We start from the raw sequence: 20420 nt of genomic DNA, 5'->3' as shown, positions 1-20420 counted from the left end.
GAGGTCAGCTCACTCGTGGTCATCGCGGGTCTGGATCAGCTCGTAGACCGGGTTGTGCGCCTTCAGCACTCCGTCATGGCTGCAGAAGCGACCCTCGAGGACGATCAGTGCTCCCGGCCTGATTCCGCTGATCTCACGACGGCCCAGGAACTGTGCGTGAACCTCCCCTGTCCCATCGGCAACTGTGATGTGCAGGCGAGGGCTGTCGCCGCTGCATGACTGCGTCACCGCGCTGACGACGCCGGCGATCCGTGAGAGCTGCCGGGGCGTGAGGTCGCGGACGCTGATGACGCCGGGAATTTGGGACAGGAGCCTCAGATCGGCCCGCGCCTCGGCGTCCCTGGACCCGAAATCACGCACGAGGCGTGTGATGATATCCAGCATGGGACTCAGCGGACCTCGGTGATTTCCGGTCCGCGTTCGAACGGGTTGAGCTCGTCCTTGTCCTTATCCTTCTCCTCATCGTCGTTCTCGGAATCTGCGTCGACCTGAGGCGCAGTGAGCACGATGAGCTCACGCGGAGCCATCGCCTCCTGTCCTCTGTCGACGACGACGCCGCGGAAGAGTGCGCTGAGTTCGGACCGGATCTCGTCGTCGGTGACGGCCTTGCCGGAGAACACCGCGCGGACGAACCACCGCGGACCGTCGATCCCGGCGAAGCGCATGGCGCGCTTCCCAGGGCGACCGTCCTCGGTCTTGGCGGGGACTTCTACAGCCAGCTCTCTGCCTAGCGATGTGTGGAGTTCCGATGCTTCGCCGCCCTGTGAGGCGACGCTGTCTGCCAACTGCTTGCGGACGGTGTTCCACAGGCCTTCTGACCGTGGTGTTGCGAAGGCCTGCAACTGGATCCCGCCGCCTTCATGGATGAGAGTCACAGCCAGCACACGCTGGGAGTCGTCATCTGTGTCCAGGCGCACCTGCATGCCGTCGACGACGGGTACCTTGAGAGCTCCCAGGTCGAGCCTGTTGAGCTCAGGAAAGTCTTCGCCGGCGTCGAACGGGCCCTTCTCAGAGCGGTCATAGGGAGCTGACTTCTCGAGCAGAGCCTCCTCGTCGAGCTCGTCGACATCGTCGTCATCGGTCGCATCCTCCGACTCCTGTGAGTCAGCCTCATCCGAACCGCTGCCGGTCTGGTCCGAATCATCGTCGGTCGAGTCCGAATCGCTGTCGGTCGACTCCTCAGCCTCGGTGTCATTTGTCACGGCGTCGTCGACGTCGTGCTCCTCGTCGACAGTGTCGTCGATCTTCTCAGCGGAGGATTTCTTGGAGAATCGAGAGAACAGTCCCATGGTCGTTCACACCTCTTTCTCGGTCAGACCTGCTTGTACCCCACCAGTGGAGCCGAAGCCCCCTGCGCCGCGATCGCTGTCGTCCAGCGATTCGACGAGGGTGAAGTCTGCTTGTTTGATTTCTTGGATGACGAGCTGGGCGATGCGGTCCCCACGCGAAATGCGCACAGGGGTCCGCGCATCGAGGTTGACCAGCGGCACCTTGATCTCGCCTCGATAGCCAGCGTCGATCGTGCCCGGAGCATTGATCACTGTCACACCGTGTCTGCTCGAAAGGCCCGAGCGTGGATGGACGAATCCTGCGGTGCCGATCGGCAGCGCGATCGCAATGCCGGTGGGCACGACCTTCCGCTCGAACGGTTCGAGGACGAAGTCGATCGCCGAGCACAGATCGGCGCCCGCGTCCGACGCATGTGCGTACGAGGGAGGAGTCATGCCTGTGTCGAGGCGTTTGAGGTCAATCTTCAGGATTTCTGCCACAAAGAAGCACTCTAACGCCGAAGCCTGAGCGCTTCCAAAAAGTCCGTTATGGGAGAATAGGCCCATGGCAACGACTCAACCCGATACACGCGTGGTGTACACGGAAAAACTTGGCCCATCAGTCGGCATGTGGATTCTCATCGCGATCGCCGCGGCTTCGACCGCACTCATGGTCTTCCCTGTGTGGAAGACCGGTGCCGTCATCCTTCCGGTGATCAGTTTCATCCTCTTGGCCTGGTGGCTGCGTTCGCTTGGGATCTCCATCATCGTCACCGAGCGGCAGCTCTTCGTCGGCGATGCACATATCGATCGCCGCTATGTCACCGGCGCCACCGGCTACGAGGCCGAGGGGGCCCGGACGGCCCGCGGACCGGGCCTCGACGCACGGGCCTTCCTCATGCTGCGCCCCTGGGCCAAATGTGCAGTGCGCATCGACATCCACGACGAGACCGACCCGACCCCTTATTGGCTGGTCTCGAGCAAGCGACCGATGGAATTCGCCGCTGCGCTCACGCCCTGAGGCGCACACCCTGAACATTCGGACTGACACGCTGACGCTGGACTCAGCCGAGATACAGAAACGCGCCCCGACAAGGGCGCGTTCTTGCTTCGTCCGACAGGCGTTTCAGCCAGCACAGTCCGTGCAGATGGGGACTCCGCCCTCTTCGCTCGCCAGCTGTGAGCGATGGCGAACCAGGAAGCATTCCATGCAGGTGAACTCGTCATTCTGCTTGGGCAGCACTCGAACGGAGAGCTCTTCGTTCGACAGGTCCGCACCGGGCAGTTCGAACCCTTCCGCAACCGCGGTCTCATCTTCGTCAATCTTGCTGGCCTGCGCCTGCGAGCGTGAAGCCTTCAGCTGTTCAATCGAATCGCTTTTGATTTCATCGTCTTGCTTACGAGGTGCGTCGTAATCCGTTGCCATATGGCTCATCGCTCTCTGTCGGGTGTGCTGAAGAGGATTTTCTACCCCTCTCGCCAAACGTGTCCCCAGCATTGTGCACTGTATGGTTGCTGTTGGCAAGATCAGATCGTCCATGTTCACAGTGATTCTCGTCACTGATGAGTCGCCTCGTGACAGTTCACACATACGACTCTCGAAAAGCTCTGCGAGAATACATAAGTCGAATAACGCCGACCGCATTGTGTCGGTGAATGAAACTGGGATCGTCCCGCGCATGGGTGACGCCCCGAGGAAGGACGGATACACGATGAGTGAATTCGCAAATCAACTCGATACCAGGATCGACGATGTCCGTCATCGCATTCATGAAGCCCGGTCAGAAGGGGACGACTACCTCGTCGAGACCCTCATCGACGACCTGCAGAATCTCTTGGAACTTGCCGGTCGCAATGATGTGGACACCGGTCCGATCGTTGCGGTCATCGCAGCAGAGACCGGAGCGATACCGGTCGTTTCCGAACCGGAAGAAACCTGACGCGTCGGGAAGACTGAACGAAGGATCCCTCCCCTGCAGTTCGTGCAGAGGAGGGATTTCTGTTTCGAGCAGAGCGCTCAGCGGCGCGGCAGTCAGGTGGGCCAGTTGGGTTCGGTCATCCGTTCGATGCGTCCGCGGCAGCAGTCGATGCTGCACGCGCCGCTGCCGGGAGTCAGCGCAGTGGAACCGGCAACCACCGGAGCAGACGTCTGCTCGCCGCGAAGCTGTGCTGTCCTCTCCTCGACGAGGTCGACGAGCCCGGACACGAACAGGGGGTGCGTGCCGACGGTTGCGACGCGGGTGAAGGCGAAGCCGACTTCGGCTGCGGTCTCCTTCGCCTCAGTATCGAGGTCGAAGGCCACCTCCATGTGATCGGAGATGAATCCGATCGGAACGAGGATCACACCGGTGACTCCGTCGTCGGCGAGCTCCGTCATCCGATCGTTGACGTCCGGTTCGAGCCACGGCACTTCCGGCGACCCCGAACGTGAGCAGTAGACCAGCTCTGCCGGAAGAGTCTCGGATTCAGCCAATCCATCCAGGAGGTGGGTCATGAGCTCTTCGTGCTGTGCGCGATAGCCACCGGTCGCCACCGCAGAGGCGTCCTGCATGACGTTGGGGATCGAGTGCGTGACGAACAGGATGCGGTGCTTCGCCGCGTCGAGGGCGCCCACCTGCTTCGTGAAGTCGGCGATGCCCTCTCTCAGGAGGACAGCGCAGGCCTCGGCATAGCCGGGGTGATTGTAGAACTGCCGAATCTTGTCGATCGTGACAGACGTGCCTTCGGCGGACAGCTCATCAATCGTCTTGGCGAAGTCCTCACGATATTGACGGCAGGAGGAATACGACGAATACGCCGAGGTGTCGATGGACAGGAATCGGGTTCGGCCGGCCTGCGCCTCGGCACGCACCGTATCGGTCAGGTACGGCTCCCAATTGCGGTTGCCCCAGATGACTGGGGTGTCGATTCCGCGACGCTCGAGCTCGTCGCGCAGAGCCTGCAGCAGCGCCTTGTTCTGATCATTGATGGGCGACTTCCCACCGAAGCCGTAGTAGTGCTCACCGACTTCTTCGAGTCGCTCCTCCGGTATGCCGCGACCGGCGGTGACGTTCTTGAGGAAAGGGACGACTTCTTCTGGAGCCTCCGGTCCCCCGAATGACATGAGGACGAGAGTGTCAATGGGTGCAGTGGTATTCACACTTACCGATTTTACAGCCTGTAGAGGGTCTGCGCCCGTTGTCCGCACAGTGAGTCAGACCAGCTCAGCGATCAGGCCTGCCATTTCGCGACTCGCGCGCAAATCTGCCCTATGGGCGGCTCCGGACGTGACACGATGCAGATGAGACGCGATAAAGGAGCTTAAGGCATGCGTGAACTGATCTTGAACGGAGTCGACGCCGACGGCACTCATCTGCTGCTGAACGACGAGAACGGGCTGCAGTATCGATTGGCTCTCGACGAAGCTCTCTCCGCTGCTGTCCGCAAGGACCGCACCACGGCCAAACCGGACACCCCCGTTCGTCCCCGTGACATCCAGGCGATGATCCGCGGCGGGATGAGCGCTGAGGAGGTCATCTCCTCGACGGGTGCCGATATCGAGCAGGTCCGCACCTATGAGCGTCCGGCACTCGCCGAACGCGCGCACACGGCGTACAGGGCCAGTCAGCATCCGATCTATTCCGATCATGACCCCAACGGCGACCCGACTCCTCTGGTCGAACTGTGCCAGTCTCGTCTGGCCATGCGCGACGTCGACATCGAAACGATGGATTGGGATGCGTGGAAGCAGCAGGACGGCAACTGGTACATCCAGCTCAGCTTCACCGCCGCTGATCGGACCCGCACGGCCGGATGGAACTACTATCGCCGGTCTCTGACTCCCATCGACGACGAAGCGAAGTGGCTGGCCGATTCGGGACCGACCGACACCGGACCCATCCCGAACTACGGAACCGGCGCCGAACGTCAGAAGAACACCGAGGAGATCGATACGCCTCCGACTCCACCGGCTCCGACTGACCCTTCTCCCGCCGCTCGCGATCACCAGGCAGAGACAGGACGAATCCTGGAGAATCTGCGCAAACGACGCCGTCATGGCGAGGAGGATGAACCGCGTGGTCGGCTCCGTGCGGTCACCGAGGATCCGGAGACTCACCCGCAGGGCGCGCACACAGCTCCCGGACGGCCGACAGATGCCACCGATGACGAGGTCTTCGCCTTCGAAGATCCTTCATCGGGGGTCGATCCGGACGAGCCGCAGGAGCCGACCCAGGAGGTCGGCAGATTCGACGAAGACCAGCAGCTTTCCCTGCTCAATGAACCTGGTGTCAGCGAAGAAGAGTCTGGTACCAGCGAGGAATCGACTCAGCTCAAGGACACAGAGTCGAAGGCGAAGGCGAAGAAGAACAGCCGCGCATCGATCCCCAGCTGGGACGAGATCATGTTCGGCTCGAAGCGCGACTGAGCTCACTTCCCAGCTCGACTAGTTGGTCGCCGTCAGCGATCAGGCTGCGATCATGAGTGACCATCACAACGGTGTGTGAGTCAAGGCTCCGCCGCAGGTCGGCCACCAACCCGTGCGCCATCTCATCGTCGAGGTGTGCCGTCGGTTCGTCGAGCACGATCACGTCCGCTCCACTCAGGAGAGTCCTGGCCACGGCCAATCGCTGACGCTGTCCACCCGAGATGTCTGCTCCATGATCGCCGACCCAGAGTTCCAAGCCGACCGGATCGGCCCATTCGCCCAAGCCCGCGCTGGCCAATGCCGCACACATCTCCTCGGTGGTGGGTGTGTCTCTGCGCGCGATCGCCAGATTGCCCCTCACCGTCGACCGGAAGACATGCGCCTCCTGCGGACACCACGCGATTCGTCCGGCGAGCTCCGCCGGTGCCAAACCGAGCACATCCGTCTCGCGGCCCGCATCGTCCTCGGCTCGGTAGGTGCCTGACCATGGGTCGAGGAAACGCAGCAGCACACTCAGCGTCGTCGACTTGCCCGCGCCGCTCTCGCCGTGCAGGACGGTCCACCGGCCTCTCTGAGCACGCAGATCGACATCCTCGACGACGGGCCCGGCGTCCCACCCGACACTCATGCCTTCGAGCTCGAGCGCTGTGAACGCACTCGCGTCGAGCGCGTCGGCAGCTGAGTCCTCGTGACTGCGGCGCTTGGCCGCGGAGCCCGACCGGGCGGGTGACAGCTCCGGGAGACGGTCGAGGACGACCCCGAGGCTGGGCAGCGCACGGAATGCCAGCAGCGACTGTGAGAAGACGTCTGCCGAACCCAGCGCCATGAGGACGACGACGGCCAGAATTTCCGTCGGGGCCGAGGAGGTCATCGCAATGAGCACCGCAGTGGCCACCGTGCTCAGCTGCAGCCAGAGTTGAGCGGCCCCGAAGTTCTGTGAGGAACGACGCTGAGCCAACTGCAGTTCCCGCTCCGCGCGGCTGAGGACCGTGAGAACCGTATTGTCTGCACGATTCGCTCGCAGGTCCGTTTTGGCATTCAGTGCGCGTGCCAGGACTGACAGTATCCGGTTGCGGACGGTTCGGACGCGGGCGGCAAGCCCGCTTTCACTCCTGATGACTATCGCCGGCAGCAGGACCAGGTTGAGAGTGCCGAGGACCAGGAACAACGGCAGCGAGGTCGGGTCGAACGCCCAGGTGGCGATGAGCACAGCTAGGAAGACCAGCGCCGAGGCGACCGGGGGGAACAGGGTCCGCGGAATCAAGTCGCGCACATCATCGGCATCGGAGACCATGGTGCGCAGTGCGGCGTCAGAGGTCAGCAGCTTCCGGTCCCCCACGCCGACCGCTTCGAAGTGCTCCCAAAGACGAGAGCGCAGCCTGGCCAACGAGGCGAAGATCGCCGAGTGCAGTTTGAGTCGACTGAGATAGAGCAGGACCGATCGGCTCAGTCCGAAGAACCGCACACCGACGATGGCGACCATGAGGATCATGATGGGAGGCTGGTAGGAGGCCTCGACGATGAGCCAGGCCGAGACTGCGGTCAGTGCGATCGCGGCCAGGCTCGAGGCGCAGGACGAGAGCAGAGCGATGATCATGTTCGGAGTCAGCAGCGGCATGCTCGAGCGCAGGAGCGACCACCGACGGCGAAGCGTTGACAGCTTCCCCTTCGCGGACGAGCCACGGACCTCGGCCACCCTGTCCGCGACCTGTGACCCGGTACCAGCAGCCGAGTCAGCGGACATGGCTGGGTCAGTAGTCATCGCTGGGACGGCGGGCATGGCTGGGACGGCGGCCGCTGCCGCACTATGTTTCTGCGACTCGGTGCCCTGCCCGCGTGCCTGCACCGACGCTGCGGCACTCGCGGCGGAATCGGCGCTCGTGACGGAATCGGCACTCGCAGCATTCGCAGCACGCGCGGCATTCGCGGAGGAAGTGGACTTGCGTGGGACGATCTCCTCGGCGGCGAGTGCGGAGACGCGGTCATCATGGCTGGCCAGGACGACACGGACGCGCGCTGCCGCCTCAGCGATCATGCCGATGATGATCTCCGCGTTCTCATCATCGAGGTGAGCGGTCGGTTCGTCGAGCACGAGCGCTTCGGCGTCGTCCTCGATCAGGTGCAGCACCCGGACGAAGGCGAGCCGACGAAGCTGGCCAGGACTCAATGCAGACGTCGACAGCGTCACGTCCTCGGGCAGGCGGGCATTGCGCAGAGCCGCCCCCTGTAGTGAGCGCGGGAGACCGTAGACGCCGAGTTCGGTTCCGATCGTCGCACCGAAGATGCGGGGAGCCTGTGGCACGAATGCGACCCGACGCGGGGTCATTGTGGTTCTGGCCCCGGTAGGGAGATTTCCGGTCAGGGCCGCCAGGATCGTGGATTTGCCTGCGCCCGAGGCGCCACGGACCGCGGTGATGCCAGGTGTGACCGGGACGTCACCGGTCCACTCGATCATCGTCCGGTTCGGGTAGATCACATGGTGCTCGTCTCCGGCAGCATCATCGCGGTCGGCCCCGTCCTGCGCCGCGGTGTCGGTGCTGGCGATCAGCGCATGTGCGCGATCCTGTGCCTCGCGACCATTCTCGCTGGCGTGGTAGCCGGAGCCGAGTTCGCGCAGCGGGATGAAGCACTCCGGTGCCAGCAGCAGAACGAAGAGACCGGAGCTCAGATCCATGGTTCCGTAGACGAGTCGCAGGCCGATGACAACGGCGACCAGAGCCACGGAGATCGTGGCGATGAGTTCGAGAGCAAGGCTGGAGAGGAATGCGATGCGCAGGGTTGCCAGGTTCGCGCTGTGGTACTTTTCGCCCAGGGCGCGCAGTCGACGCGCGTGATCTCTGGATCGTCCGAGGCCGATGAGCACGGGCAGCCCCTCGGCCAACTCGGCCAGATGATCGGAGAGACGCTCGAGCGCAGTGCTGCTCGCAACCGTCGAGTCCTTCGTGAATCGACCGATGAGGATCATGAAGACCGGAACCAACGGCAGGCACAGGACGATGATGACCGCTGAGAGGACATCGGTGAACACGATGCGGACAAGCAGCGTCACGGGGACCACTGCCGCCGCGCTCAGTGCAGGCACCACGGTCGTGAAGTAATCGTCGAGGTCGTCGACGCCGCGTGTGACGGTCACTGCCGTATTCATGCGCGGCTGGCCGCACCCGGTGAGCAGGGACCTGAGAATCGAGAACCTCAGCCTCTGCTTGTTGACGGCGGCCAGGGAGGTCCCCAGACTGTGGTCGGCCCACAGATTCGCTCCTCGCAGCGCCGCCCCGAGAAGCCCCAACACCGCCCAAACCGCCACGGGGCCCGCGCCGACGATCGATCGCACCAGGGCCTCGGCGATGAGCACGATGCCGACGGCGCGAGCCAGGGCGCTGAACAGGGAGAGGAAGAATCCGCGTTGGCCGCCCGGCAGGTCGAACAGGATCTGAAGCAGTGACTTCATGACCGGATCGCCACCGGAACACGGTGTGCTTCGGGAATGTGCGTCTCCGCGATCCGGCCCAGGAACATCCGATAGCTGAAGATCTGGTACCCGATGATGATCGGCAGGAAGATCACTGTCGCGACCAACATCACCGTGAGGGTGTAATCCGATGACGACGCCGAGGCGATGGTCAGTGAGTTCGCCGCATCCAGGGTCGACGGCAGCACGTTGGGGTAGGCACCGGCGAACACGGCGAAGAGCCCGGACACGAGGTAGATGCCGTGCAGGACGAACGCCGCCTTCTCCGAGCCCGCACGCACGGCGAAGTATGCCGCCAGGAGCGCGATCACCGAAACGACGACGACTGCCACGAGCCACGTGCGTTCGGTGATGGAGAGGCCGAACCAGACGAGGAAGCCGATCGAGCAGGGCAGCATCAGCCTCCGCGCCCACAGCTGAGCCTTCTCCCGCATATCGCCCTGGGTCTTCAGCCCCAGGAAGATCAGGCCGTGGACGAACGCGAAGCCGATCCCGCCCAGGCCACCGTAGACGGCGGGCCAGCCGAACCACGCGAAAGCTCCGCCGACGAGGTCACCATGCTCGTTGAGAGGCAGTCCGGTCGAGGTGATGGCGAGCAGGGCACCGATGAAGAATGCGATGCCGGTCGAGCCCACGGCCATCGCCCACGTCCAGAAGGACTTCCACGCCGCGCTGTGCCCCTTGCCGCGATATTCGATGGCGACGGCCCGGAAGATCAAAGCCAACAGGCACAGCGTCAGTGGGATGTAGAGAGCGCTGAACAGGGAGGCGTACCAGTGCGGGAAGGCGGCGAAGGTCGCACCAGCGGCGGTGATCAGCCACACTTCGTTGCCGTCCCATGTCGGTCCGATCGTGTTGAGCAGCACCCGTTTCTGCCGTTCGGTCCGACTCAGCACCGGCATGAGCATCCCGACTCCGAGGTCGAAGCCGTCGAGGAACAGGTACCCCATCCATAGCACGATGATGAGGACGAACCAGATCGCAGCGAGTGTTTCCATCGTGTCTCCTCCTCAGTACGCGAACGACAGAACGTCGTCTTCGTCGTTCGTGATCCGCGGGGTGTGGTTGGTCTTCGTGACCTCGGGCATCGCCGAGGCGACCCCTCCCCTGATGTAGACGATGAGCAGCCGCAGTTCGACGACCATGAGTACGCCGTAGACGAGGGTGAGGCTGATCAGTGAGAACAGGAGCATTCCCGGGGTGAGTTCGGGCGAGAGCGCCGCCTGAGTGAACATGTACACCCCGTCCTGCCGTGCGGGATTCGGCGCGACCACGAACGGCTGACGTCCCATCTCCGTGAAGATCCAGCCGGCGGAGTTCGCGATGAATGGTGCGGTGATGGACAGGAGCGCCCCGCGCATCAGCCAGGCCGAGGCGGGCACGGTGCCCTTGCGGGTCAGCCACAGCGCCAGGGCGCTGACTCCCGCTGCGATCATGCCGAATCCGATCATGAGCCGAAAGCCCCAGTAGGTGACGATCATGATGGGCTGGTAGTCGATTTTCTCGCCGGAGTGCTGGCCGTAGCGTTCGTCCTCGGGCAGATGGGTGCCGTACTTCTCCTGGTAGTCAGGAAGCAGAGTCGTCACACCGTGGACCGGAGTGTTGAAGTCACCATTGGCGAGGAAGGAGAGCAGCCCCGGGATCTCGAACACGTTCTCCACCCCGTCGCAGTCGTTGGACGAGGGATCTCCGATCGTGAGCACCGAAAATTCGGTGCCGTCGTGGCAGGCGGCCTCGGCCGAGGCCATCTTCATCGGCTGCTGTTCGAACATGAGCTTGGACTGGACGTCACCGGTGATCGCCACACCGGCAAAGGCGACGATACCGACGATCGCACCGATGCGCAGAGACCGGATCCATACCTGGTGGTCAAGGGCATCCCTGCCGGGCACATCGGGTGCGGAACCGACGACGACCTTTCCATCCGGACCGATGGTGTCGATGCCGTCCTTGCGTCGGCGGTACAGGTGATACCAGGAGATTCCGACCAGGAAGGCACCGCCGACGGCCAGCGCACCGCACAGAGCGTGCGTGTAGGCAGCGATCGCCGTGTTGTTTGTCAGCACCGCCCAGACATCGGTCATCACCGGTCTGCCGTCGACCATTTCGACACCGACCGGATGCTGCATCCACGAGTTCGCGACGATGATGAAATAGGCGGAGATCCATGACCCGATCACGGCGCACCACAGGCTGCCCAGGTGAACTGCACGCGGGAGTCTGCCCCAGCCGAAGATCCAGAGCCCTAGGAAGGTGGACTCGAGGAAGAACGCGAGCAGGGCCTCCAGCGCCAGGGGTGCGCCGAAGACATCCCCGACGAAACGGGAGTACTCACTCCAGGCCATACCGAATTGGAACTCCTGGACCAGGCCGGTCGCCACGCCCATGATGAAGTTGATGAGGAAAAGCTTCCCGAAGAACTTGGTGCTGCGCAGGTACATCTCGTTGCCCGTGCGGTGATACATCGTCTGCAGAATCGCGACGAGCATCCCGAGGCCAAGGGTGAGCGGGACCATCCAGAAGTGATAGACGGTGGTGATGCCGAATTGCCAGCGCCCGATGAGAACCGGATCCAGGTCCATGGGTACTCCGTTCGTGGAAGACCTAATTTCTACAACACGTAGAATTCTACACCGGGTAGAAACGCGTGCGGCAAAGTTTCGCCAACCAAGATCCGCTGTCCCAGAACGCGCGCCCTTGCCCGTTTGCGCTCACCCTACTCCGCCAAAATGGGCGCACGCGGCACCTCACCGAAATGGCCCACGCGGGACCGAGTTATGCACATAGGGCCTCGGCAGCCGCGGCGACGCCGACTCCGGTCGATCTCACATGGAATTCGACAGCTTGTAGAGTTAGAATGATGAGGAAAGAAGAATTATTTCGTCGAAGGACAAGGACACCGTGGGAACACTGGGCGAACTCGAACGCAGCGTCATGGACGCCATCTGGGTACATGATGACGGGTTGAGTGCGGCCGAGCTCCGCGATGTACTGGCGGCACGCGACCTGGCCCTGACCACCATCCACACGGTCCTCACCCGGCTGGAGAAGAAGGGCTTCGTCACTCGCGATCGCAGCATCCGCCCGCACCGCTACCTCGCGGTCTCAACGCGCGAAGACCACGTCGCAGAGCTGATGACGGAAGTCCTGTCACAAGCACCGGATCGCCAGGCCGTTCTTGCCCGATTCCTCGGTACCGTGTCGGAAGCCGATACGAAGGCTCTGCGCAATATGCTGGGACGCAATCACTCGACCAACTCCTGAAGCAGGTAATTCCCGAGCATGAGCATCGTGGGATCCGTCCTCGCTGTACTTGCATTCCTCTTGGCCTGGCCGGTTCCTGCCCTGCTCTCCCGGTTTCGGGGAGACCCCATCTCGGAGGTCATTCTGTGGCAGGCCGTCGGCCTCTCCGGTGGCCTCTCCCTCATCGGCACAGCCCTGGCATTCGCTGTGGCTCCGGCCTCGAACAGCCTGCCTGAGGGCCTCTGGCAGCTGGCCAGAGGCCAGTCGCACGCTCAGCTCACCGTCTTCGCCTGGATCTTCCTCATCATCGCAGTCGCACTCATCGGACGGCTGCTCGGGTGTCTGGCACTGACCTTCTATTCCGCTCGCAGAACCCGCATTCGCCATGACGAGATCCTGCATCTGCTCAGCGAACCGTCCGCGACCTACTCGGATACACGGATCATCACAACCGACGAGGCTGTGGCCTATTGCCTGCCGCAGGGGCCGCGCAAAGGCACTGCGGTACTCTCAACGGGCCTGCTGGAAGTTCTCAGTGAGGACGAACGCACTGCTGTCATCGGCCATGAGAGAGCCCATCTCGATTTCCGCCACGACGTCCTCGTGATCCCCTTCGCCGCGTGGCACCGCGCCCTGCCGTTCTTCTCAGCAACAGCGATCGGCCTCAACTCCGTCAACGGCCTGATCGAGCTCATGGCCGACGATCAGACGCGAGAACAGGTCGACCCGGCGATTCTGGCGCAGGCGGTGCGCGCAGCGGCAGACATCAGCCCTGATCATCGCAGCGAACTCTCTGCCCAACGGATCGACCGTCTCTCACGGCCCCTGAGTCCTGCTCGGGTGCCAGTGCGCGTGACCTCAACCCTCATTGCACTGGGCCTGCTGCTCGTGCCCAGCCTGCTCCTGTTCGCCCCCGTGGCGTCGGCGTTCTGACCCACCGGAACACGCCTGGTTCTGTCCCGCCGGAACACGCCTGGTTCTGCCTTACAGGAATGCAGCGTCTGCGGAGTGCTCCGCCTCAGCTGTCGATGCGCTCGGCGTCGAGAACAGCGGCTCCCGAGACGATGAATTCCTTTCGCGGACCGACAGAAGACCCCATCAGCAGTTCGAAGGTGTTCTCTGCCGCCTCGGCGTCGGCCATCGTGACCCGGCGCAGGGTGCGCATGCTGGGATCCATCGTCGTCTCCGCCAATTGGTCGGCGTCCATCTCGCCGAGCCCCTTATACCGCTGAATGGGCTCCTTGTACGTCTTCTTCGACTTCTCCAGCTTCTTCAGCAGCGTGTGCAGCTCGGCCTCGGAGTAGGTGTAGACGACGTCGTTCGGCGTTCCCCGCTTCGTGACGACTTCCACACGGTGCAGGGGCGGCACGGCCGCGAACACCCGGCCCTGCTCGACCAACGGCTTCATGTAGCGGAAGAAGAGAGTCAGCAGCAGGGTACGGATGTGGGCACCATCAACGTCTGCATCGGTCATGATGATGACACGCCCATAACGAGCCGCGTCCATGTCGAAGCTACGTCCGGAGCCGGCCCCGATGACTTGGATCAGTGCAGCGCATTCGACATTGGCCAACATGTCCGACAACGACGCCTTCTGCACGTTGAGGATCTTGCCGCGGATCGGAAACAGCGCCTGATGGTCGGAGTTGCGCGCAGCTTTGGCCGTACCCATTGCGGAATCGCCCTCGACGATGAACAGCTCTGTGTCCTCCACCCCGTTGTCACGGCAGTCGTAGAGTTTGGCCGGCAGGGACGATGCTTCAAGAGCCGTCTTGCGACGCTGGTTCTCTTTGTGGGTGCGGGCCGAAATACGGGATTTGAGTTCTGCAACGACCTTCTCCATGAGGACGGCTGCTTGCTGCTTCTCTGCGCGTTTGGTCGAAGACAGGATGTCACCCAGCTGCTTCTCGACCGTCTTCGCCACAATCTGCTTGACTGCGGCCGTACCCAGGACCTCTTTGGTCTGTCCTTCGAACTGGGGCTCGGCCAATTGCACCGTCACCACAGCGGTCAGACCGGCCAGCACGTCGTCCTTCTCGAGCTTGTCCTTGCCCAACTTGAGTTTGCGGGCGTTGGCTTCAACGGCCTTGCGCATCGCTTTCAGGCTGGCCTGCTCGAAGCCGGCCAGGTGGGTTCCGCCGTGCGGTGTGGACACAACGTTGACGAAGGACTTGACCTTCGTGTCGTAGCCGGTCCCCCAACGCAGGGCGATGTCAACGCCGACCTCGCGCTCGACCTCTTTCGAGACCAGATGACCCGAGGAGTCGAGCACCGGGACGGTTTCGGTGAACTTCCCAGAGTTCTGCAGACGCCACGTATCCGTCATCGGCGGGTCGATCGACAGATGGTCGACGAATTCGGTGATGCCGCCGTCGAAACGGAAGACCTCGACGCGCTCAGGGATGACCTCTCCGGTCTCGTCACGGGCCGCTCCCCGCCGGTCTTCGATCCGCAGCTCAAGTCCGGGAACCAGGAACGCGGTCTGCCGTGCGCGTTCGACGAGATGCTGATAGTCGAACTGGGCCTTGGACAGGAAGATCTGCGGGTCGGCCCAGTACTGGACACGGGTGCCCGTGACTCCCCTCTTCGCCTTGCGGACAATGTCGAGTCCCGTCGGCTCGTGGAATTCCTCGAACGGGTTGTCGGGGCCGGGCTTGCCGGAGGAGTCGTCGAAGCGCCCCGGCACGCCTCGGTGGAAGGACATCTTGTGGACTTTCGATCCACGTGTGACTTCGACATCGAGCCGAGCGGAGAGTGCATTGACGACCGAGGCGCCGACTCCGTGCAGTCCGCCGGACGCGGCATAGGAGCTGCCGCCGAACTTGCCACCGGCATGAAGCTTGGTCAGGACCACCTCGACGCCGGTCAGCCCCGTCTTCGGCTCAATGTCCACCGGGATGCCGCGGCCGCTGTCAGAGACGGCCACCGAGCCGTCGGGTTCGAGTTCGATGAGGATCGACGTGCCGAAGCCGCCCAGAGCCTCGTCGACGGCATTGTCGATGACCTCCCACAGACAGTGCATCAGCCCTCGGGAATCAGTGGTCCCGATGTACATGCCCGGACGTTTACGAACCGCTTCGAGCCCCGACAGCACGGACAGGTGCCTGGCGCCGTAACTTTCCTCTTCCACACGTTTCCTCTCGTTCGATTAAATTCTAATCCCTCGACCTGCCCTGACTCTGACATTGCGTGCCGTGTCTCGCTTCGATTCGGCCGAAACCTCCCGGTTCACGGCATTATTGCTGGAACAATGGCATTATGTCTCCTCGTCACAGCGTCCTGGTCCCCGTCCTCTGCGCGACACTCGCACTTCCGGGTCTCACCGGGTGCGGTGCGAACTCCCCGTCGACACCCGACACGTCCACACCTATGGCGCCCGAGGCGATGTCGAGTCCGACCAGCCCTGACCCGCGGAACACCGCGACGACGAAGCCCGGCATCGACCTCAGCGGCCGGACCGTGGCCATCGACCCTGGCCACAACGGAGGCAACGCCTCACACCCGAAGGAGATCAACCGCCAGGTCCCGGATGGGCGCGGCGGCACCAAAGCGTGCAACACCACGGGAACTTCAACGAACTCCGACTATCCCGAGACGGATTTCAACTGGGCAGTCGCCCAGAAGCTGGAGCAGGAGCTCGACGACGCCGGCGCCGAGGTGGTCATGAGTCGCGATGACAACACAGGGGTGGGCCCCTGCGTCGATGAACGCGGCACCTTTGCCGACGACGCCGATCTCATGGTCAGCATTCACGCCAACGGCAGCGAATCCGCTCAGGCCAAGGGATTTCATGTCATCGTTGCTGAGCCGGGCAGCTCGGACGCGGTCGAAGACGACTCGAACCGTCTCGCCGATGAGATGAGCAACTCCATGGCCGATTCCTTCACACCCAATACGGCATATGGGAAGAATGCGATCAGTCGCCGTCCCGATCTGGCCGGACTCAACAATGCTTCGGTGCCTGCCGTCATCGTCGAATGCGGTGAGATGCGCAATCCCGGTGAGGCCAAGACCATGGAATCGGAATCCGGTCAGCAGAAGTACGCCGACGCATTGATGCAGGGCATCGTCGACTGGTACTGAGCCGACTGCCCAGAGCGGGCTGTCCCAGGGCCTGCCGTCCCAGGGCTCGCTATCCCGGGGCCGAACGGCTCCGAACCGGTTCAACCGGCTGAGATGCTGCAATGACCATGATCGCCTGCGGTCGCGAGAGTTCGCGACCGCAGGCGATCATGGTCACCGGGCTCATGCCACAGCAGGGATCAGCCTTAATCGGCAGATTCCTCAGTCCAGATAGTCCCGCAGAACCTGTGAACGCGAAGGGTGCCGCAGCTTCGCCATGGTCTTCGACTCTATCTGGCGGATGCGTTCACGTGTGACTCCGTAGACCTTGCCGATCTCATCCAGGGTCTTCGGCTGGCCGTCGTTGAGCCCGAAGCGCATCGACACGACACCGGCTTCGCGTTCCGACAGGGTGTCGAGGACCGAGTGCAGCTGTTCCTGCAGAAGAGTGAAACTGACCGAGTCCGATGGCACGACTGCTTCGGAATCTTCGATGAGGTCACCGAATTCCGAGTCGCCGTCTTCGCCGAGCGGCGTGTGCAGGGAGATGGGTTCGCGCCCGTACTTCTGGACTTCGACGACACGCTCCGGAGTCATGTCGAGTTCCTTGGCGAGCTCTTCCGGAGCGGGCTCGCGTCCGAGGTCCTGCAGCATCTGGCGCTGGACTCGAGCAAGCTTGTTGATGACCTCGACCATGTGCACCGGGATGCGGATGGTGCGAGCCTGATCGGCCATGGCACGGGTGATGGCCTGGCGGATCCACCACGTGGCATAGGTCGAGAATTTGAAGCCCTTCGTGTAGTCGAACTTCTCGACTGCACGGATGAGACCCAGGTTGCCTTCCTGGATGAGGTCAAGGAAGAGCATGCCGCGACCGGTATAGCGCTTGGCCAGCGAGACGACGAGGCGCAGGTTCGCCTCGAGGAGGTGGTTCTTCGCGATTCGACCGTCGTGGATGATCCACTTGTAGTCCATGGACTCACGCGGTTCGGAGATGTCACCGGTGTCGAGCAGGTGCTCGGCGTACATTCCGGCTTCGATGCGTTTGGCCAGATCGACCTCTTCGGCCGCATTCAGCAGTGCGACTTTGCCGATCTGCTTGAGGTAGTCCTTGACGGGGTCAGCGGTGGCCCCCGCAGAGATGACCTGCTGTGCAGGAGCATCTTCCTCGTCGGCGTCGGAGACGATGAAGCCGCCCGCCTCCGTGACGGCCGCGTTCTTCTCCTTCTCCTCGGAGTTCTTTGTCTCGGTCGCCTCGGCCGGACTCTGCTCAGTGCCGAGGGCGTCTGTTGCGGGCTCGACTGGTTCGCTCGTCTCGAGCACGTCGTCGGACTTCTTCTTCGTCCCTGTGGCCGCGGCCGACTTCGCCGTCGTCTTCTTCGCCCCGGTGGTCTTCGCCACCTTGGCGGCCGTCGACTTCGTCGGAGCGGCTTTTTCGGCCGTCGTCTTCTTGGCTCCCTTCGTCGCCGCAGTGGTCTTGGATCCTGCGGTGGAGGTCTTGGCGGCCGTTCCCTCCGACTTCTCCGTCACCGTCGTGGATTCCTTATCGACTCTCGGCACGTGTTCACCTTTCGCGAGCGTTGAAACTTCTCGAATGCACCAGGACATTACTAAGACCCATGTCAAGAGGTCCAAGGTTCGGGCCCGAGGGGAACACATAGTCCGCCCATGATGCTATGACAGGGTCAACACCCAATTTTCGCACGATATTCCCGGCTTGGCGAATTGGCTCCCGGACGGCGACTCGGGACTGCGCCGATCACTTCGTTGAGAGGCGCCACACCATCATAGACCTCATCCGGGGCCGCGACGCGCGGACATCAGCCATCGGGGAAGATACCCCTGTTCCACCGCGTCCAGGATCAGAGTCGCCATCGAATTGTCAGCGTCGAGATCAAGCCCGGCCTGCGCATAATGTTCTGCCATCGTCGATCCTCCCAGTGACCATTCGAACCATGCAACCACCGCATATGCGGTGGAGCGGACATCGGGGTGCCCCAATGGTATGTAGGTCTTGAGGAACTCGATGCCCAGTTGAACATCGCGGGGGCGAGGCGCAGTGGGAGACAGTCCCACCATGAGCTGCGCGGCCCGCGGTGACTTCGCGAACTTCCGCGCGCGCAGGAGGAGCTGACCGGGGCGGCACTTCTCGATGTCGGTGGGCGCGAAATTCGGATGGTCGAAACTGAGAATCATCTCGAGCGCGTCCCTGGACCATTTCTCACACAGGACGGCGTCGATCGCCATGACCGTCTGCAGCGTCATCAACTCTGAGATGGCAGCCCGGTCGATGTCGTCCTCACCCTCCCGAAGCCGGACGAGCCGCGGGTAGCACTCGGCAAGGATGTCAAAGGCCTCGGCGATGGTCAGCCAGGAATCGCTGTGGCCATTGCGGCTGGTCGTGAAATCGGCCGCCGATACGGGCCTGACCACGAGCTCCTCCGGTGACGCGGCCGGAGAGGATCCTGCCGCGACCAGTTCGGTTGCACATGCTGAGGTTGAGGCGGCTTCGATCACGGTGCTGATCTGTGCATCCTCGTCGATGCGGCCGAATCGCTCCTCACTGACCCACCACGCACTCAGCGTGTCGATGCCTCGGTCTGCCAGCGACAGCGCGATCTCGTCGATCGCTGCTCGGATGAGTTCTCTGTGGACTCGTGGGTATTCGTCGTCGGGTTCATCAACCGCAGGCAGGAGCGCGTCCGAGATGCCGAGCTGGTATTCCGAGTCGTAGAGGACGAGGAACACTCCCGTCGCGGCGCACGCTCCGGCGATGAGGTCGCTGTACCATCGACCGCCCTCGGCCACGATGTGGGCAGCGGTCTCCAGGTCGAAGTCGACCCGCAGCGTCGTGGCGCATGTCTGGGCGCCGTGCTCGTCTGTTCCCACGATGACGGCCACCAGGCTCTCACGTGGAATGTAGCCGAGAGTATGGGGCACGATGCCGATGATGTCTTCTGCTGTCTTCGCTGTGGTCTGCATGGCATCACTTCAGCTCCTCCCCCGCCGGATTGACCAGAGCGAAGATTGCGCATGTGGAAACGACGGAAGCGTCCACAGCCCGAATGCACACGAGTGCCAGCCGACATCCCCACGCGAAGTCGCGCAGAATTGCCACCGCGGCGCATCTGGCATACAAGTGAGGGGTGGCGAAACGACGGATTTACACAGCACCCGGCTCACAAGTCGTCGAGATCTCGACCGGAACCGCGCGTTTGGAGAAGGTCGACGGTGGGGCCGACAGTTACGTCCTCCATGTCAATGGAGTGCCGTCCTCGTCGATCACTCTGAGCGAGCCGATGCGTCTGGACTTCGAGTATCTGGATTGGATGTCGCGAATCATCGACGTTCAGTTCGCGCCCGGTCCGCTGCGCGCGGTCCACATCGGGGCCGCCGGATGCGCACTCGCCAGGGCCCTCCATGCTGGGCGCCCGGGTTCGAAGCAGACGGCGATCGACATCGATCCGGTTCTCCTCGACTACTCACGCACCTGGTTCGACCTGCCCCGCTCCCCCGGGCTAGCTCTGCGCGCCGGAGACGGCGCTGTCGAAGCCGAGAAGTTCCGTCCCGACGCCCTCGACGTTCTCGTCCGTGACGCCTTCGATCACGACTCTGTGCCTCCGGCCCTGCAGACGTCGGAATTCTTCACCACCTGTGCGCGCATCCTCAAAGACTCGGGTGTCTACATCGCCAACGTCCCCGATGCCGGCGACCACCGCGTCCTCAGGGCCGAGCTTGAACTGTTGGGCTCCGCCTTCGACCATGTCGCTGCGGCGGCCGAGCCGGGAATCATCAAGGGTCGCAGACGCGGAAACGTGGTCGTCATCGCCGCCAATTCCCCACTGCGTATTCCCGAACTCGACAGGAGCCTGCGCACTGCGGCGACGATGGCGACGTTCCTCACGGGGCAGGATCTGAAATCGCGATTGGGCCTGTGACGGAACACACCAGGCATGAATCAGTGCTTCCGACT

At 62.9% G+C, this 20420-nt stretch carries 18 protein-coding genes; 7 read left to right on the top strand and 11 right to left on the bottom strand.

Annotated features, from left to right (window positions below):
- Positions 1-9: 9 nt before the first annotated feature.
- Genes BLT92_RS17600 through dut form a run of 3 tightly spaced genes read right to left on the bottom strand, consistent with a single transcriptional unit; the run spans position 10 to position 1769 of the window.
- A complete protein-coding gene (locus BLT92_RS17600) occupies positions 10-384 on the bottom strand; it encodes an OB-fold nucleic acid binding domain-containing protein (protein WP_092107702.1) in 375 nt (124 codons plus the stop codon).
- Between the two features lie 5 nt (positions 385-389).
- Positions 390-1289 (bottom strand): DUF3710 domain-containing protein, encoded by a 900-nt coding sequence (locus BLT92_RS17595; protein WP_092107700.1) that lies wholly within the window; start codon positions 1287-1289, stop codon positions 390-392.
- 6 nt (positions 1290-1295) lie between these two features.
- Entirely contained in the window at positions 1296-1769 is a 474-nt protein-coding gene (gene dut / locus BLT92_RS17590; protein ID WP_172802621.1) for a dUTP diphosphatase, read from the bottom strand.
- Positions 1770-1833: 64 nt separating this feature from the next.
- Between dut and BLT92_RS17585 the strand changes: the two genes are divergently transcribed.
- The gene (locus BLT92_RS17585; protein WP_092107698.1) at positions 1834-2289 is read left to right on the top strand and encodes a DUF3093 domain-containing protein; all 456 of its coding nucleotides are present in this window, start codon (positions 1834-1836) and stop codon (positions 2287-2289) included.
- Positions 2290-2394: 105 nt separating this feature from the next.
- Here the strand turns inward: BLT92_RS17585 and BLT92_RS17580 are convergent, their stop codons facing one another.
- Complete coding sequence (locus tag BLT92_RS17580; protein ID WP_092107696.1) at positions 2395-2694, bottom strand: DUF4193 domain-containing protein; 300 nt, start codon at positions 2692-2694, stop codon at positions 2395-2397.
- Positions 2695-2980: 286 nt separating this feature from the next.
- Here BLT92_RS17580 and BLT92_RS17575 point away from each other — a divergent pair, with 286 nt between their 5' ends.
- Complete coding sequence (locus tag BLT92_RS17575) at positions 2981-3208, top strand: hypothetical protein (protein WP_092109572.1); 228 nt, start codon at positions 2981-2983, stop codon at positions 3206-3208.
- A gap of 92 nt (positions 3209-3300) precedes the next feature.
- On the opposite strand, the gene BLT92_RS17570 is transcribed toward BLT92_RS17575, so the two are convergent.
- On the bottom strand, positions 3301-4407 hold the full coding sequence (locus tag BLT92_RS17570) for a ferrochelatase (protein WP_092107694.1): 1107 nt from the start codon (positions 4405-4407) through the stop codon (positions 3301-3303).
- 168 nt (positions 4408-4575) lie between these two features.
- Between BLT92_RS17570 and sepH the strand changes: the two genes are divergently transcribed.
- A complete protein-coding gene (gene sepH, locus BLT92_RS17565; RefSeq protein ID WP_092107692.1) occupies positions 4576-5673 on the top strand; it encodes a septation protein SepH in 1098 nt (365 codons plus the stop codon).
- Here the strand turns inward: sepH and cydC are convergent.
- Genes cydC through BLT92_RS17550 form a run of 3 tightly spaced genes read right to left on the bottom strand, consistent with a single transcriptional unit; the run spans position 5648 to position 11718 of the window.
- Positions 5648-9121: a thiol reductant ABC exporter subunit CydC gene (cydC, locus tag BLT92_RS17560; RefSeq protein WP_092107690.1), complete on the bottom strand. Its 3474-nt coding sequence runs from the start codon at positions 9119-9121 to the stop codon at positions 5648-5650. The two genes, sepH and cydC, sit on opposite strands and share 26 nt — an antisense overlap.
- Positions 9118-10140 (bottom strand): cytochrome d ubiquinol oxidase subunit II, encoded by a 1023-nt coding sequence (cydB, locus tag BLT92_RS17555; RefSeq protein WP_092107688.1) that lies wholly within the window; start codon positions 10138-10140, stop codon positions 9118-9120. Before cydB ends, cydC begins: the two co-directional genes overlap by 4 nt.
- A gap of 12 nt (positions 10141-10152) precedes the next feature.
- Positions 10153-11718 carry a cytochrome ubiquinol oxidase subunit I gene (locus BLT92_RS17550; RefSeq protein ID WP_092109569.1) on the bottom strand — a complete coding sequence of 522 codons (1566 nt, stop codon included), beginning with the start codon at positions 11716-11718 and terminating at the stop codon, positions 10153-10155.
- A 325-nt stretch (positions 11719-12043) separates the two neighbouring features.
- Here BLT92_RS17550 and BLT92_RS17545 point away from each other — a divergent pair, with 325 nt between their 5' ends.
- Both BLT92_RS17545 and BLT92_RS17540 read left to right on the top strand, forming a co-directional pair.
- Positions 12044-12406 carry a BlaI/MecI/CopY family transcriptional regulator gene (locus BLT92_RS17545; protein ID WP_092107686.1) on the top strand — a complete coding sequence of 121 codons (363 nt, stop codon included), beginning with the start codon at positions 12044-12046 and terminating at the stop codon, positions 12404-12406.
- 18 nt (positions 12407-12424) lie between these two features.
- The gene (locus BLT92_RS17540; protein ID WP_092107685.1) at positions 12425-13318 is read left to right on the top strand and encodes a M56 family metallopeptidase; all 894 of its coding nucleotides are present in this window, start codon (positions 12425-12427) and stop codon (positions 13316-13318) included.
- A gap of 85 nt (positions 13319-13403) precedes the next feature.
- On the opposite strand, the gene BLT92_RS17535 is transcribed toward BLT92_RS17540, so the two are convergent.
- Positions 13404-15515 (bottom strand): DNA gyrase/topoisomerase IV subunit B, encoded by a 2112-nt coding sequence (locus BLT92_RS17535; protein ID WP_092107683.1) that lies wholly within the window; start codon positions 15513-15515, stop codon positions 13404-13406.
- Between the two features lie 128 nt (positions 15516-15643).
- Between BLT92_RS17535 and BLT92_RS17530 the strand changes: the two genes are divergently transcribed.
- Positions 15644-16468 (top strand): N-acetylmuramoyl-L-alanine amidase, encoded by an 825-nt coding sequence (locus tag BLT92_RS17530; RefSeq protein WP_092107681.1) that lies wholly within the window; start codon positions 15644-15646, stop codon positions 16466-16468.
- 201 nt (positions 16469-16669) lie between these two features.
- Here BLT92_RS17530 and BLT92_RS17525 read toward each other — a convergent pair whose 3' ends face one another.
- Together BLT92_RS17525 and BLT92_RS17520 are read right to left on the bottom strand one after the other, a co-directional pair.
- Positions 16670-18055: an RNA polymerase sigma factor gene (locus BLT92_RS17525; RefSeq protein WP_231938899.1), complete on the bottom strand. Its 1386-nt coding sequence runs from the start codon at positions 18053-18055 to the stop codon at positions 16670-16672.
- Between the two features lie 186 nt (positions 18056-18241).
- Positions 18242-19429 (bottom strand): DUF4192 family protein, encoded by a 1188-nt coding sequence (locus BLT92_RS17520; RefSeq protein WP_092107677.1) that lies wholly within the window; start codon positions 19427-19429, stop codon positions 18242-18244.
- Between the two features lie 164 nt (positions 19430-19593).
- Between BLT92_RS17520 and BLT92_RS17515 the strand changes: the two genes are divergently transcribed.
- The gene (locus BLT92_RS17515) at positions 19594-20385 is read left to right on the top strand and encodes a spermidine synthase (protein WP_092107675.1); all 792 of its coding nucleotides are present in this window, start codon (positions 19594-19596) and stop codon (positions 20383-20385) included.
- Positions 20386-20420 lie beyond the last annotated feature (35 nt).

Source organism: Brevibacterium picturae, assembly GCF_900105045.1.
In the GTDB taxonomy this organism is placed as follows: Bacteria; Actinomycetota; Actinomycetes; order Actinomycetales; family Brevibacteriaceae; genus Brevibacterium; species Brevibacterium picturae.
Note: the sequence above shows the minus strand (reverse complement) of the source record. Positions and strands in the feature narration are given on the sequence as shown.

Coding starts and splice junctions, on each gene's coding strand:
- cydC (WP_092107690.1), bottom strand. CDS start 9,121: ATGAAGTCACTGCTTCAGATCCTGTTCGACCTGCCGGGCGGCCAACGC.
- BLT92_RS17520 (WP_092107677.1), bottom strand. CDS start 19,429: ATGCAGACCACAGCGAAGACAGCAGAAGACATCATCGGCATCGTGCCC.
- BLT92_RS17540 (WP_092107685.1), top strand. CDS start 12,425: ATGAGCATCGTGGGATCCGTCCTCGCTGTACTTGCATTCCTCTTGGCC.
- BLT92_RS17525 (WP_231938899.1), bottom strand. CDS start 18,055: ATGTCCTGGTGCATTCGAGAAGTTTCAACGCTCGCGAAAGGTGAACAC.
- BLT92_RS17580 (WP_092107696.1), bottom strand. CDS start 2,694: ATGGCAACGGATTACGACGCACCTCGTAAGCAAGACGATGAAATCAAA.
- BLT92_RS17595 (WP_092107700.1), bottom strand. CDS start 1,289: ATGGGACTGTTCTCTCGATTCTCCAAGAAATCCTCCGCTGAGAAGATC.
- BLT92_RS17600 (WP_092107702.1), bottom strand. CDS start 384: ATGCTGGATATCATCACACGCCTCGTGCGTGATTTCGGGTCCAGGGAC.
- BLT92_RS17585 (WP_092107698.1), top strand. CDS start 1,834: ATGGCAACGACTCAACCCGATACACGCGTGGTGTACACGGAAAAACTT.
- BLT92_RS17530 (WP_092107681.1), top strand. CDS start 15,644: ATGTCTCCTCGTCACAGCGTCCTGGTCCCCGTCCTCTGCGCGACACTC.
- cydB (WP_092107688.1), bottom strand. CDS start 10,140: ATGGAAACACTCGCTGCGATCTGGTTCGTCCTCATCATCGTGCTATGG.
- BLT92_RS17575 (WP_092109572.1), top strand. CDS start 2,981: ATGAGTGAATTCGCAAATCAACTCGATACCAGGATCGACGATGTCCGT.
- sepH (WP_092107692.1), top strand. CDS start 4,576: ATGCGTGAACTGATCTTGAACGGAGTCGACGCCGACGGCACTCATCTG.